Origin of the sequence: Brevundimonas sp. (assembly GCF_041648115.1) — a bacterium.
GTDB lineage: Bacteria > Pseudomonadota > Alphaproteobacteria > Caulobacterales > Caulobacteraceae > Brevundimonas.
On sequence record NZ_JBAZPR010000005.1, the window covers coordinates 148,898 to 163,615 of the forward strand.

At 66.7% G+C, this 14,718-nt stretch carries 10 protein-coding genes; 5 read left to right on the forward strand and 5 right to left on the reverse strand.

What is annotated here, in order from left to right; genetic code table 11:
* Nucleotides 1–60 precede the first annotated feature (60 nt).
* Nucleotides 61–1,716 carry a serine hydrolase gene (locus WC597_RS06265; protein ID WP_372692444.1) on the reverse strand — a complete coding sequence of 552 codons (1,656 nt, stop codon included), beginning with the start codon at nt 1,714–1,716 and terminating at the stop codon, nt 61–63.
* A 146-nt stretch (nt 1,717–1,862) separates the two neighbouring features.
* On the opposite strand from WC597_RS06265, the gene WC597_RS06270 reads away from it, so the two are divergent.
* From WC597_RS06270 to clpB, 4 genes are all read left to right on the forward strand, one after another.
* Nucleotides 1,863–2,306: a MarR family transcriptional regulator gene (locus WC597_RS06270; RefSeq protein WP_372692445.1), complete on the forward strand. Its 444-nt coding sequence runs from the start codon at nt 1,863–1,865 to the stop codon at nt 2,304–2,306.
* A 27-nt stretch (nt 2,307–2,333) separates the two neighbouring features.
* Nucleotides 2,334–3,677, forward strand: a complete 1,344-nt coding sequence (locus tag WC597_RS06275) for a S41 family peptidase (RefSeq protein ID WP_372692446.1) — start codon at nt 2,334–2,336, stop codon at nt 3,675–3,677.
* A gap of 168 nt (nt 3,678–3,845) precedes the next feature.
* Nucleotides 3,846–6,152, forward strand: a complete 2,307-nt coding sequence (locus tag WC597_RS06280; RefSeq protein WP_372692447.1) for a TonB-dependent receptor domain-containing protein — start codon at nt 3,846–3,848, stop codon at nt 6,150–6,152.
* A 169-nt stretch (nt 6,153–6,321) separates the two neighbouring features.
* The gene (gene clpB / locus WC597_RS06285; RefSeq protein WP_372692449.1) at nt 6,322–8,925 is read left to right on the forward strand and encodes an ATP-dependent chaperone ClpB; all 2,604 of its coding nucleotides are present in this window, start codon (nt 6,322–6,324) and stop codon (nt 8,923–8,925) included.
* A 12-nt stretch (nt 8,926–8,937) separates the two neighbouring features.
* On the opposite strand, the gene WC597_RS06290 is transcribed toward clpB, so the two are convergent.
* The 3 genes from WC597_RS06290 to prmC form a co-directional block, all read right to left on the reverse strand.
* Nucleotides 8,938–10,074, reverse strand: a complete 1,137-nt coding sequence (locus WC597_RS06290; protein ID WP_372692450.1) for a hypothetical protein — start codon at nt 10,072–10,074, stop codon at nt 8,938–8,940.
* Between the two features lie 257 nt (nt 10,075–10,331).
* The gene (locus WC597_RS06295; protein ID WP_372692451.1) at nt 10,332–10,688 is read right to left on the reverse strand and encodes an endonuclease domain-containing protein; all 357 of its coding nucleotides are present in this window, start codon (nt 10,686–10,688) and stop codon (nt 10,332–10,334) included.
* A 266-nt stretch (nt 10,689–10,954) separates the two neighbouring features.
* Complete coding sequence (gene prmC / locus WC597_RS06300) at nt 10,955–11,878, reverse strand: peptide chain release factor N(5)-glutamine methyltransferase (RefSeq protein ID WP_372692452.1); 924 nt, start codon at nt 11,876–11,878, stop codon at nt 10,955–10,957.
* A gap of 77 nt (nt 11,879–11,955) precedes the next feature.
* Between prmC and WC597_RS06305 the strand changes: the two genes are divergently transcribed.
* Nucleotides 11,956–13,257 (forward strand): YihY/virulence factor BrkB family protein, encoded by a 1,302-nt coding sequence (locus tag WC597_RS06305; protein WP_372692453.1) that lies wholly within the window; start codon nt 11,956–11,958, stop codon nt 13,255–13,257.
* Here the strand turns inward: WC597_RS06305 and hslU are convergent.
* Nucleotides 13,247–14,548, reverse strand: a complete 1,302-nt coding sequence (gene hslU / locus WC597_RS06310) for an ATP-dependent protease ATPase subunit HslU (RefSeq protein ID WP_372692454.1) — start codon at nt 14,546–14,548, stop codon at nt 13,247–13,249. The two genes, WC597_RS06305 and hslU, sit on opposite strands and share 11 nt — an antisense overlap.
* Nucleotides 14,549–14,718: the final 170 nt, after the last annotated feature.

Consider the following 14,718-nt stretch of genomic DNA (forward strand, 5'->3'; position numbering starts at 1 on the left):
GACCACGACGGCCCTCGCGGCCTGCGACGCCAGGGACAGGCCCGGGATCAGGCGGACGGTTTAGTCCACTCGCGTCAGTTTGAGATCCTGATAGTCGTAGCTGAAGTCGATGTCGGGGCTGACCCCCTTCATCGTCGCCGTCGCAGGCTTGGCCGTCAGGATGGCGAAGGTGACGAAAGCGTCCTCCTCGCGCTTGTCCGGGAACCGGGTGCGGAAGGTCTCGCCGTCATACGGCTCCAGCCAGCCTTGCAGGGCGGGCGTGTGGGTGAAGGTCAGCCACAGTCCGCTCTTCCTGTTGCGCCCGCGCCCCTCGGTCTTGGGCGCGATGACGATGTCGCCGTACCAGGGGTCGCGCCAGGTTCCGGCATAGGACTCCAGCGGCATGGAGGGCGCCGCGCCGGCCGCCTGTTTGGCGTCGATCTCGGCGGCGGCGGCGATGGATTTCGCATTGCCCTCGGTCTCCATCCGCTTGGACTCCGCGATCCAGTCGACATCCACCTTGCCCATGCAGATGTCCGAAATCCCCGAACGAAGCGCGCGCAGCAGGAAGCTCTCCTCGGCGTTGGAGAAGATGCAGAAGCCGGTCTTGCGGCCGGGGATCAGCACCGTCGCCGAGATGCCGCCGGGCGAGCCCCCGCCGTGGCTGGCGATCCGCTCGCCGCGATAGTCCTGAACCTGCAGCCCCATCGCATAGGTCGAGGCGATGGCCCGGTTGGGCAGTTCCGCCGTCGGTCCCGACGACGAACCGACGATGATGTTGGGGCGCACCATCTCGCGCGCCGCATCCTCGGAATAGAGCCGCGTCCCGTCCGCCAGCTTGCCGTCGTTCAGCCGCACGGCGATCCATTTGGCCCAGTCGGTCGGGGTGGTGCAGATGCCGCCCGCCGCGGCCGCCGAATCCCAGTTCCACACCTCGACGATGGACTTGGCGATGGGCGTCATCGCCCCCTGATAACGCAGCGGCGGCCCGACCCGGCCATGGGGCAGGGCGGATTTGGCAGGGTCCGCCAGCCGCGCCAGCGGCACGGTCTCCGTCATGCCGACCTTGTCCAGGATGCGGGTCTGGATGAAGGCCTCCCAGGTCAGGCCGGACACCGCCTCCAGCACCGCGCCTGCGACTACGAACATCAGGTTGCAGTAGTGATAGCGCGCCCTGAACCCGTCCTCGATCGGCACGAAGGCGGCCTGGGCCAGCACCTCGGCCCGGGTGCGGTCCGAATTGGGCCAGAACAGCAGGTCGCCGGCGCCCAGGCCGAACCCGGCCCGGTGGCTCAGCGTATCGCGCACCGTGATGTGCTCGCCGATATAGGGGTCCGACAGGGTGAAGCCGGGCAGGTAGGTCCGAACCGGCGCGTCCCACTTCACCTTGCCCTCGTCGACCAGGATGGCCAGGGCGGCGGCGGTGACGTTCTTGGTGTTGGACGCGATGGCGAACAGGGTGTGCTCGTCGGCCCGCGCCGGCTTGCCCTGAACCTTGACGCCGTATCCGCGCGCCAGAACGGTCGTCCCGTCCTTGACCACCGCCACGCCCAGCGCCGGCTGATCCGGCCACGCCGCCATGCATTTCGCCACATAGGCGTCCACCGCCTGGGCCAGCGACGCACCGTCGTTCGTCGGCGCTGTTTGGGCCCCCGTCTGAGCAAACACCGGCTGGGCCGCCAAGGCCGCGGCGCCCCCGGATGCGAACAGGGAACGGCGCGACACACGAAGGGACATGGGCAGGCTCCGGGAAACGACCACCGCGACGCTAGCGCCCGGAAAGCCTCGGGCCAAGAGCCCACCCAAAAAGGCCATTGACGATACATATAAGCACTTATATATAAGCCCTCATGTCTTCTGCATCTCCCACCCTAGGTACGCTCTTGCGCCATCTCATCGATCTTCTGGACGGTGAGGTCGAGGCCGCTTACGAGGCCGCCGACCTGGCCTGGCGGCCGCGCTACACGCCTGTCCTCCGTGTCCTGATGAACCGGGGCGCCCAATCGATCAAGGCCATCGCCGGCGAGATCGGCATCAGCCATTCGGCCGTCAGCCAGACCGTGACCCAGATGGTCAAGGACGAGCTGGTCATGCTGAAACCCGGCGCCGACGCGCGCGAGCGGATCGTGATCCTGACCGACAAGACAGAGCGGATGATCCCGAGCCTGCAACGTCAGTGGGCGGCCGTGAACCAGGCGGCCGCTGCGCTGGATCAGGAGCTGTCGGCCCCCCTGTCCGACGTGGTCAGGGAGGCCATCGCCGCCCTGACCGACGAACCGTTCGGCCAGCGAATACAGGCGGCTGCAAAGGCGCAGTCCGCTCCCTAACCCCAAACCTCTTCCCCGGAGTCTATCATGCGTTCCAAGCTGCTTTCCGCCGCTGCGATGGCGCTCGCCCTTATGGGCGGCCAAGGCGTAGCCTATGCCCAGGCCCGTCCGCCCGTCGCGGCCACGGCCCAACCCGAACTGTCCGCGACCCAGCGGGCTGCGGTCCTGACCGCCATCCGCCAGGCGGTTCAGTCATCCTATGTCTTCCCCGACCGCGCGCCGGCGATCCTCGCCCGCCTTGACACCGCCCAGGCCGCTGGTCGCTATGATGTGTCTTCGCCGAACGAACTGGCCGGCCTGCTCAGCGGCGACCTGCGCGAGTCCAGTCAGGACGGCCACGTCTATCTGGAATATGCGCCCGACCGCTTCGCCGCCGCCTCGGCGGGGTCTGCGGCGCCCCAGGCCCTGTCCCGGATCGACGCCGCCGCCGCCCGTCGCGACAACCACGGCCTGACCGCCATAGAAATCCTGCCCGGCAATGTCCGTTATCTGAAGATCGGCGCCTTCCACTGGGTCTCCGACGAGACGGGCCAGGCTTATGACGACGCCATGCGCTTCCTGAAAGGCGGCGACGCCGTTATCATCGACCTGCGCGGCAACGGCGGCGGATCGCCCGAGGCGGTCCAGTATCTGGTCAGCCATTTCCTGAAAGCCGGCACGCTGGAGATCACCTTCCTGAAGGCCGGGCAGGAGCCGGTGCAGACGCGGGCCCTGGACTACCTGCCCGCCGGACGCCTGACGAACACGCCCCTGTATGTCCTGATCGACCAAGCCTCTGCGTCGGCGGCGGAATCCTTCGCCTATGACGTGCAGCAGTTCAAACTGGGTCGGCTGATCGGGGCCGGCACGGCGGGCGCAGCCAACAACAACGACTTCTTCCCCATCGCCCCCGGCTTCATGCTCAGCCTGTCGGTCGGCCGCCCTGTCCACTCCGTCAGCGGCGGCAACTGGGAAGGCGTCGGCGTCGCACCCGACATCGCGACCCCGTCGGCCCAGGCGCTGGACGCCGCCCATGCCGAGGCGCTGCGTGCGTTGCTGTCGAAGGCGACCTCGAACGCCGCCAAGGCCGACTACGCCTGGGCGCTGACCGCCGTCGAGGCGCGGCTGAATCCACCCGCAATCGACGCCGACATCCTGCAATCCGCACCCGGCGCCTATCGCAACTATGTGGTCACGATGGAGGACGGCGCCCTGGTCGTCGCCCGCCCCGGACACCCGCTGTGGCCCGCGCCGCGCAAGCTCCAGCCCCTGACCGCCGACGGCCTGTTCGCCGTCGAGGGCCTGGACATCCTGCGGATCGGCTTCACGGACGGCGCTATGCAGCTCTGGTGGAAGGACGAAATCGCGCCGCGCGTCATTCCGAAGACCTGATCCTGCGAAAGACGGCGGACTCTCAGCCGCCCGCCGTCGCTTCGGGATTTATGACGAAGCTGTAATCCACCTGTCCAAGATGTAACTTTGCATTTCAAAGTCGGATCGATAATCAGGCCTCATGGGGTGTCAGGGGATGCCTCCGCTGTTCTCAGGATTTCCGGGGCCATGACCTCCTCCAAACTCGTTCTCATGCTGGGCGTGGCTGCGGCCGTTCTGCCCGGCGTCGCCCTGGCGCAAACGCAAGCCCCCGCGACACCGACCACGCCCGCCGCCTCTGCGGCTCGCCCCTCGGCTCAGCCCCAGAACCAGACCGCTGCTCCGCCCGCCCAGACCCAGGGTCAGACCGCGCCGCAATCGGGTCAGGCCGCGCAAGAGCCGCCCGCCGCCGCCGTCGCCGACGTGGTGGTCAATGCCCGCGCCGCCGATGTGCGCACCTCGATCGATTCCACCAGCTACAGCCTGGCCAACGATCTTCAGGCCACGACCGGAACCCTGGCCGACGCCCTGCGCAATGTGCCCTCGGTCGAGGTCGATCCTGACGGCAACGTCAGCCTGCGCGGCGATTCCAACGTCACCATCCTGGTCGATGGCCGTCCCTCGACCCAGTTCAACGGCCCCAGCCGCGGCCAGATGGTCCAGCAGATTCCGGCGGCCCAGTATGCCCGCATCGAGGTCATGACCAACCCCTCGGCGGCCTACAGCCCCGAGGGTTCGGGCGGCGTCATCAACCTGATCACCAAGCCGACGACGGTCCGCCCCACCCAGACCACGACCGGCTCGATCCGCGCCAATGTCGGCGACGGCGGTCGCTACAACATCGGCGGCAGCGTCGCCCATGTGAACGGCAAGACGACCCTGACGGCCGATGTCGGCGTTCGCCACGACGGCTATCTGTCCGAAGCCAGTCGCGTCCGCGATCGGCTGGATGTCGGCTCGGGCCGCTTCCTCCAGTCGCGCCAGAGCCAGGACATCGACGGGTCGTCCGACAGCGCCTACGTCCGCCTGTCCGCCGAATACAATCTGGACGCCAGGACACAGCTGGTCGGCGAACTGCGCCACACAGAGGTCGATGCGGGCGGCGACGGCGTCACCCTGTACGAGGCTGACAATGCGGCCGGCGGCATCGGCTCGGCCTATCGCCGCAGCGGAGACGGTCGCTTCAAGGGCCAGTTCTCGGGCGCCACGGCCCGCGTGCTGCGCCGCTTCGACGACCAGGGCCACGAATGGACCAACGAGGTCCGCTTCGACCGCAACACCTTCAATTTCAGCTCTGACAGCTTCGTCGATCAGCAGATCCCGGCGGCGTCGAACTTCATCGAGACGACCGCCAACGAGAACCGTCAGGACCAGTGGGGCGTCACCAGCGCCTATGTCCGTCCCCTGTCGGACGGCGGCAAGCTGCGCCTCGGCTATGAGCTGCAGGCCACTCTGCTGGAGCTGAACAACGGCGTCGCGCGCGGCCCGTCGCAGGCGGCTCTGACCCCCGACCCGCTGGTGTCCAACCGCTTCGACGTCGATCAGGTCGTCCACGCCCTCTATGTCACCTACGAGAAGCCGTTCAGCGAGAAACTGTCGGCCCAGTTCGGCCTCCGTCTGGAACAGGCGAACCTGGACCTGGATCAGGTCACCAGCGGCGTGAAGACGTCCCAGGACTATTTCCGCGCCTATCCGACCGGCCACCTGTCCTACAAGCTGAACGACAAGGACACGGTGCGCGCCAGCTACAGCCGCCGCATCCAGCGGCCCGGCCCGGCCGACCTGAACCCCTTCCTGACCTATGGCGACCCGCAGAACTTCCGTTCCGGCAACCCGGACCTGCAGCCGCAGGAAACGGATTCGTATGAGCTGAACTGGCAACGCCGGGTGCAACAGACCTTCTATCAGGCCACCCTCTATTACCGCGACACGAACAAGGCCTTCACCCAGACGACCCGCGACCTGGGCAATGGGATCTTCCTGACCCGGCCCGAGAACTTGGGCGCCAGCACCTCGACCGGGCTGGAACTGGTCGCCAACGGGCCGCTGATCCCGACCCTGCGCTACAGCGCCAGCCTGAACGTCTATCGGCAAGAGATCGACGCCGCCGGCATCGTCGGGGCTCAGAATCGGTCGGGTGACGCCGTCTCGGGTCGTTTGTCGCTGAACTGGCAGCCGACGCCCAAGGACTTTGTCCAGGTCTCCGGCATCTGGGCCGGCGATCAGTTGCTGGCCCAGGGCGTGCGCGAGCAGTCGACCCTGGTCAACCTGGGCTATCGCCGCAAGCTGAACGATGCGTGGTCGTTGCAGGCGACGATTCGCGACGTGTTCGACGACTTCGGCTCGACCACCACCCTGACGACCCCGACCTTCCGCGACCGCACGGACCAGACCTTCGGCGGCCGGGCGGCCTATATCGGCCTGACCTGGAACTTCGGCGGCGGTCAGCGGCGTCCCGAACAGTTCGACTTCCAGGGGCCGACGACGGGCGGCTGATCCGCCCTTGCAGAGGCTTTCGGTCGCGCCCACCTGAAACGGCAAGAGCCTGATCGGCTGAGGAGGAATCGCTTCGCGATTTTCCGATGCCGTGAATCAGGCTCCAGACGGTCCGGGACATCGCTCAGCAGAGGGTGTCCCGGTCCATCCGCTTCTCGAAGGGATACCGATGAATCTCGAACTCTATTCCGACCGCGCCAAACAGGCCGTCCAGTCGGCCCAGTCGCTGGCGCTCGCCCGCCGTCACCAGCAGTTCGCACCCGAGCATCTGCTCAAGGTGCTGTTGGAGGAACGCGACGGCCATTCTTCAGCAGGATTGGCCCGCAATCTGATCACGGCCGCAGGCGGCGACGCCCGCCGCGCCGAGGCCGATACTGAGACGGCGCTGAAGAAGCGCGCCCAGGTCTCGGGCGGTTCGGGCCAGCTCTATCTGGACGGCGACACCGCCCGCGTCTTCGCCGCCGCCGAGGACGCCTCGAAAAAGGCCGGCGACGCCTTCGTCACCACCGAACGCCTGCTGGCCGCCCTGGCCAAGGAGGGCGGGGTCGCCGCCGAGGTGCTGAAGGCCTCGGGCGTCACGGCCGACAAGCTGGAGAGCGCCATCGCCGAGGTCAGGAAGGGCAAGACCGCCGACAGCGCCGGGGCCGAGGACGGCTATGACGCCCTGAAACGCTACGCCCGCGACCTGACCCTGGCCGCCCGCGACGGCAAGATCGACCCCGTCATCGGCCGCGACGAGGAGATCCGTCGCACCATCCAGGTCCTGGCCCGCCGCACCAAGAACAACCCGGTCCTGATCGGCGAACCCGGCGTCGGCAAGACCGCCATCGTCGAAGGCCTGGCCCTGCGCATCGTCAACGGCGACGTGCCCGAGAGCCTGCGCGACAAGACCGTCATGGCGCTGGACATGGGCAGTCTGATCGCCGGCGCCAAATACCGCGGCGAGTTCGAGGAGCGGCTGAAATCGGTTCTGTCCGAGGTCTCTGCGGCCGAGGGCGGCATCGTCCTGTTCATCGACGAGATGCACACCTTGGTCGGCGCCGGCAAAGGCGACGGCGCCATGGACGCCTCCAACCTGCTCAAACCCGCCCTGGCGCGCGGCGAACTGCACTGCGTCGGCGCGACCACGCTGGACGAGTATCGCAAGCATGTCGAAAAGGACGCCGCGCTGGCCCGTCGCTTCCAGCCGGTCTTCGTCGCCGAACCGACGGTGGAGGATACCGTCTCCATCCTGCGCGGCCTGAAGGAGAAGTATGAGGTCCACCACGGCGTGCGCATTTCCGACAGCGCCATCGTCGCCGCCGCCACCCTGTCGAACCGCTACATCACCGACCGCTTCCTGCCGGACAAGGCCATCGACCTGATCGACGAGGCCGCCAGCCGCGTGCGCATGGCCGTCGATTCCAAGCCCGAGGCCCTGGACGAGATCGACCGCCGCCTGGTCCAGCTCAAGATCGAACGCGAGGCCCTGAAGAAGGAGACGGACACCGCGTCCAAGGCCCGGCTGGAAAAGCTGGAGGACGAGATCGCCGATCTGGAAGGCCAGTCCGACGACCTGACCGCCCAATGGAAGGCCGAAAAGGACAAGGTCGGCCAGGGCGCGCAACTGCGTGAAACCCTGGATCGCCTGCGACTGGAACTGGCCAACGCCCAGCGCGCCGGCGACCTGGGCCGTGCGTCCGAGATCGCCTACGGCCAGATCCCCCAGATCGAGAAACAGCTTGAAGAGGCCGAGGCTGAGGAAACCTCCGGCAAGGGCCCCCTGACGCCCGAGGTCGTCGACGCCGAACAGATCGCCGCCGTCGTCAGCCGCTGGACCGGCGTCCCTGTCGACAAGATGCTGGAGGGCGAGCGCGAAAAACTGCTGTCGATGGAGACCGCCCTGGGCGGCCGCGTCGTGGGTCAGGACGAGGCCCTGGCCGCCGTCTCCGACGCCGTGCGCCGCGCCCGCGCCGGCCTGAACGACCCCAACCGTCCGCTGGGCAGCTTCCTGTTCCTGGGCCCGACCGGCGTGGGCAAGACCGAACTGACCAAGGCGTTAGCCGAGTTCCTGTTCACCGACGAGGCGGCCATCACCCGCCTGGATATGTCGGAATATATGGAGAAACACAGCGTCTCCCGCCTGATCGGCGCCCCTCCCGGCTATGTCGGCTATGACGAGGGCGGCGCCCTGACCGAGGCCGTGCGCCGACGCCCCTATCAGGTCGTCCTGTTCGACGAGGTCGAAAAGGCCCACCCCGACGTCTTCAACGTGCTGCTCCAGGTGCTCGACGACGGCCGCCTGACCGACGGCCAGGGCCGCACCATCGACTTCCGCAACACCCTGATCATCATGACCTCCAACCTGGGCAGCCAGTATCTGGCCGATCAGGGCGAGGGTGATGACGTCGAGGCCGTGCGCCCCTTCGTCATGGACGCCGTCCGCGCCCACTTCCGGCCCGAGTTTCTGAACCGGATCGACGAGATCATCCTGTTCCACCGCCTGGGCCGCGACCAGATGGGCGGCATCGTCCGCATCCAGCTGTCACGGTTAGAGAAACTGCTCGCCGACCGCCGCCTGTCCCTCGACCTCGACGACGCGGCCCTGAACTGGCTCGCCGACCGCGGCTACGACCCGGCCTATGGGGCGCGGCCGCTGAAACGGGTCATTCAGAAGGACCTGGTCGACCCGATCGCGAGAAAGCTGCTAGCCGGCGAGATCGAGGACGGCGGGGTGATCGGCGTTAGCGCGGGCGAGGGCGGGTTGGAGATCGGGAAGATGCGGGTGCATTAGCACCCGCTCCATCTAAAGACGGCCTAGCAAATAGTCCTGCCACGCCCGACTAACTGTCGCTTCTCCAACGCGTACCCGCTCATTTCGAGTTGCATAATCCTTGAGGTGAGAAAGCAACGCTTGCTCCATAGCGTAAGCTGGAGCGCCGTCCGGCCAGACTTTGGTGAGCACAACTTTCCAGCACCGACCCTCTAGCGCCTCGCTTGGCACTGAGAAATTCAAGCTGTCGCATCGCTCTTTCACATTCTGGCTGATGCCGATCTTCCAGATGTTCTCATCGCCAAAGCGCATCAGGTAGGTTGCCGTTGGGCCATCGGATCTAGCCGTAACTGCGGACCATTCCCGTGGAGGCGGTCCCGGTTGACCTGGCTTTGAGGTTTCGAGCTTTGAAGAGGCCGCGCCCAATCGTTGCGTCTTTAACTGAGCAGCCGAAGGAGGCAGTTCGACCTCCACCATATCGAGGTTGAGAATTGCGGTGCATTCGTCGGGAGACAGAGGATCGGTTCCAGTAATCGCGGCGCTGGTCAGCTGCCGACCAATTGCTTCTCGGATAAGAGGTGGTTCGTTGAACACCCAAGCACGAGCAGCAGGGACCGCGTAGGGCCACTTGAACTGGCCTTTGTCAAAAAGCCGCTCTGGCAAGACCGCGCCCGGAGGGATTAGGTCTTCTGCCTGCATCGGAGCATGAAGAAATTCGATTAGCCCCAACGCACGGCCACGCTGTTCCGCAGTGGTGGGCTCGCTCTGTGTTCCCACCACTAAAATTAGGTCGCCAGGTTTGGCCCGAGCCAGCAACGTGTCACGGCTGCCTTTGTGAGTGAAACCCGCAAAGGGGTGCAAGAAGGGATCGAAACCCCAAAACCAGGTGCCGAAGATTTTCGGATTTCTGATTTCAAATTGGTAGGACGAGTAACGCTCCTCTGGCACCCGCGTTCTTAGAAGATTGCCAAGATTCATACGTTGTTGGCCGGGATTGAGTCCGTCGTACTCCTCGTGCTTGTCGAGGCCATACTCAGCTGCAAGCTCATGCATCTTCTCGACATCGAATCGGCCGTCTGCACCCCGCGTCTTGTCCGCTAGCCATTGATTAAACGGGCTTTGCGCCGTTTTTTCAGCCCAGTTGCTTCGCTGCTCTGGCGTGATCTTCATAACGTTTCCTTTGTGTGCCTACAGGTTGCGCAGCATCGGTCTGGAATCAACTCAAGACTGATTGCTCTCCTAACCCTTCTCCCGTTGGGAGAAGGTGGCCGCGAAGCGGACGGATGAGGGTCGGGTGTCGAAGTCGGCGTGAGCCGTCGCAGCGGTCGGGCCACAGCGGATGGCGGGTGGCGGGCGACCCTCACCCTTTCGCGCAAGGACGACGGCTGCGCCGTCGTGCGCTCAAGCCCTCTCCCAATGGGAGAGGGTTATAAGCCTAGCGTCCTGGCGTGGGCGCGGATGACGGCGTCGATGCGGGCGGGGTCGGTCAGGGCTTCGGCGTTGGTGAAGCGGATCACGGTCCAGCCCAGCGCCTCGATCTCCTGCTGGCGGTAGTGATCGTTCAACACGACCGCGTCGCGCCCATGCACCCCGCCGTCGATCTCGATCACAAGCCGCAGCGGCACACAGGCAAAATCGACCACGAACCGGCCGACCGGGTGCTGGCGCCGCACCTTCCAGCCATCGACCGCGCCGCCGCGCAGTCGCGCCCAGATGCGGTCTTCGGCCAGGCCGCTACTCTGGCGAAGCCCGCGTGAGCGCGGCGTCAGGCGGCTGGTCGTCATGCGCGGGTCCCCGTTAGAAGCCCATCCCACATCCGTCGCCGGCTTTCGGCAAGCGAAACCGACCAGCCCGCGTATCTGCGACCAAGGGGACGAACAATATCAACCCCCTACCGCCCACCAGCGTCTTCTTCCTGCCCATCCCTCAAAACCGTGCGATCCTGTCTCCGCTCGTCCGCACTGGACGCGTCGCACAGCCGGGGAGGGCGGATTTGAGACGAATTGCACTATTCAGACGGTGTTTTTCGCAGCCGGCAGTCTGAAATCCCTCAGTCCTTGGGGATCGGATTGGTCCTCGGGTCGGGGCCGTTGGTGATGACGCGGTCGCGTTCGCCCAAGTCCTTGATGATCTTGACGTCGGTGAAGCCGGCGGCCTCGAACAGCGCCTTGACCTGGGGGCCCTGGTCCCAGCCGATCTCGACGGCGAAGACGCCCAGGGGCTTCAGGATGCGTTTCACCTCGGGCGCCAGGTCGCGATAGGCCTGCAAGCCGTCGGGGCCGCCGTCCAGGGCCAGGTGCGGGTCGTGGTCGCGGACCTCGGGGTCCAGGGTGGCGATATGGTCGGTGGGGATGTAGGGCGGGTTGGACAGGACCAGATCGAAGCTGGCGTCGCCGAAGCCCGCCGCCCATTCGGTGCGCAGGAAGACGGCGCGGTCATTCAGGTCCAGGTTGGCCGCATTCTCCTTGGCCACGGCCAGCGCTTCTGACGAGATGTCGGTGCCGACGCCCTTGGCGGCCGGCCGCTCGGCCAGCAGCGCCAGCAGGATCGCGCCCGAGCCGGTGCCCAGGTCGATGGCCTCGAACGCCTCGTTCCGGGAAAAGGCCAACATGGACACGTCCATCAGGGTCTCGGTGTCGGGGCGGGGGCTGAGGACGTCGGGGGTGACGTTCAGCATGATCTTCCAGAAGCCCTTCTTGCCGACGATGCGCGAGACGGGCTCGCGCTTCAGCCGGCGCTCGACCATCGCCTCATAGGCGCTCAGCTGGTCGTCGGTGATGACGCGGTAGGGGTCGGTCAGGATGTCCATGCGGCTGGCGCCCGATGCGGCCTCCAGCAGCAGGCGGGCGTCGATGGCGGGGCTGTCGATGCGGCCGGTCTTCAGCTTGGCCTGCGCCGCCTTCCAGGCGGTCAGCAGGGTGGTGGCGTCGTTGGCCTGGTCGGGGGCGGGCTTGGGCGTGATCGGGTCGGTCATGGGCGTTGATTGGCCCGCGCGGGCGCCGATTTCAAGCATTTGCGGAACGGGCGAGCAGCTATACCGTTCGCCAGACCATGTCCGACCGCAAGTCCCCCCGCCGCCCGTCCGTCCTGTCACGCCTGTCGTCCTCCCCCAGTCCTGCACGACGGGGCGGCAAGGGCGGCGGCGGGATCTGGCGCTATGTCGCGGCCGTGGCCGGCGGCCTGACGGCCGGGGCGGGCGCCGCCCACCTGCTCTACAGCCAGGGCCACAAGGTCGGGGTCGAGCTGCGTCCCGAACGCCCCGAGCCCCTGCCGCCCAAGCCCCCGACGCCCGAGGACTATGAGGCCAAGGAACCAGGCCGCGGCCGCATGGCGAAACGGCCCGAGCACATCCCGCACAGGGGCTGGTCCGACATCGTCTGGCGCACCGGCGGCTCCTATTTCGGGGACCGGGTCGGCTTCCTGGCGGGGGGCGTGACCTTCTTCACCCTGCTGTCGCTGTTCCCCCTGCTGGGTACGTTCGTGACGCTATACGGCCTGTTCGCCGATCCGTCCGACGCCTGGGGGCGGCTGAACTTCCTCTACGCCGTCCTGCCTGACAGCATCGCCGTCTTCCTGGGCGGCGAGATGCAGCGCCTGGCCCAGAACTCGAATGGCCAGCTGACGTTCACCCTGATGTGGACCCTGGCCCTGTCGCTGTGGACCGCCAACGGGGCGGTCAAGGTGCTGTTCTATGGGCTGAACGTCGCCTACCACGAGGTCGAGCGGCGCAGCCTCGTTCGCTACAACCTGTTGTGCATGGCCTTCACCGTCGGGGCCATCTTCGCGGTGCTGCTGACCTCGGTGCTGGTCGTCGGCGTGCCGGTGGTGGTGCGCCTGTTCGGGCTGGAGGAGGAGTGGGGCCTGTTCGCGCCGTTGCGCTGGCCGCTGCTGCTGGCGGGCTATATCGCCGCCCTGACCATCATTTACCGCTTCGGTCCCTGCCGTCAGAGGGCGCGCTGGCGCTGGGTCACGCCGGGGGCCATCTTCGCGGCGGTGCTCAGCCTGACGGTGTCCTTCCTGTTCAGCTGGTATCTGAACAACTTCGTGCGGACAGATAGCTATGGCCCGCTGGCGGCCATGATGGGCTTCCTCTTGTGGACCTGGCTGTCGGTGCAGGTGATCCTGATGGGGGCCGAGCTGAACGCCGAGATCGAGCACCAAACCGCCGTCGACACCACCACCGGCAAGCCGCTGCCGATCGGCGAGCGGGGCGCCAAGGTCGCCGACAGCATCGGCGCCCGACGCGGCAACCCCGCTGCCCTGGCCTTCACCCAACGCCAGGCCGAGCGGGTGGCGGACCGGTTGCGCGGCCGCCAGAACCGCAAGGCCGTCGAGGCCGCCTCTAGAGAATGAAGCGGCTCAGATCGACGTCCTTGGTCAGGGCGTCCATCTTCTCGCGTACCGCGTCGCCGTCGAAGGCCACGGTCTGGCCCGACAGGTCCGAGGCCTTGAAGCTGGTCTCCTCCAGCACCCGCTCCATCACGGTCTGAAGCCGGCGCGCGCCGATGTTCTCGATGGCGGTGTTGGCCGCCACCGCCGCATCGGCCATGGCCTCGACCGCATCGTCGGTGAAGGTCAAAGTCACGTCTTCGGTCGCCAGCAGGGCCTGGTTCTGACGGATCAGATTGGCCTCGGGCTCGGTCAGGATGCGCTTGAAGTCGTCGCGCGTCAGGGCCTTCAGTTCGACCCGGATCGGCAGCCGGCCCTGCAGCTCGGGCAGCAGGTCGCTGGGCTTGGCGACGTGGAAGGCGCCCGAGGCGATGAACAGCACATGGTCGGTCTTCACCGGCCCGTATTTGGTCGAGACGGTGGTGCCCTCGATCAGCGGCAGCAGGTCGCGCTGGACCCCCTCGCGCGACACGTCCGCGCCGGAGGCGCCTTGCCGCGCGGCGACCTTGTCGATCTCGTCCAGGAAGACGATGCCCTCGTTCTCGGCCAGCATCAGCGCCTCCTGGGTCAGGCTGTCCTGATCCAGCAGTTTGTCGCCCTCTTCGGCGATCAGGGGCGTGACAGCTTCGCGCACGGTCAGCTTGACGGTCTTGGTGCGCCCGCCGCCCATCTTGCCCAGCATCTCCGACAGGTTAAGCAGACCGACGTTGCCGCCGCCCGGAATGTCCAGGCCCTGGATCGGCGAGGCGGCATCCGCCAGCGTGATCTCGATCTCCTTGTCGTCCAGCTCTCCGGCCCGCAGCTTCTTCCTGAAACTGTCACGCGTCGCCGGCCCCGCGCCCGGTCCGACCAGGGCGTCCAGGATCCGGTCCTCAGCGGCGGCTTCCGCCTTGGCCCGCACATCGCCGCGCCTGCGCTCGCGCACCATGATCAGGGCGCTCTCGACCAGGTCGCGCACGATCTGGTCCACGTCGCGGCCGACATAGCCGACCTCGGTGAACTTGGTCGCCTCGACCTTGAGGAAGGGCGACCCCGCCAGCTTGGCCAGACGCCGCGCGATCTCGGTCTTGCCGACGCCGGTGGGGCCGATCATCAGGATGTTCTTGGGCGTCACCTCGTCGCGCAAATCCGCCGGCACGCGCTTCCTGCGCCAGCGGTTCCTCAACGCCACGGCCACGGCGCGCTTGGCGTCATTCTGGCCGACGATATAGCGATCCAGTTCGGAGACGATCTCGCGGGGGGTCAGTTCAGTCATGCGGTGCAGATAGGAGGTCGCGAAGCGGAGCGGGAGAGGGGCGCGCGCAATGTCGCGCTGCACGACCTGAAGTCAGGCTTCGACCTCGCGTCTCCTCCCTGCGAAGCGGGGAGGGGACCGCGAAGCGGTGGAGGGGCTCTTGAAGTCCCACAGGCGCCTGTGATGCGGCG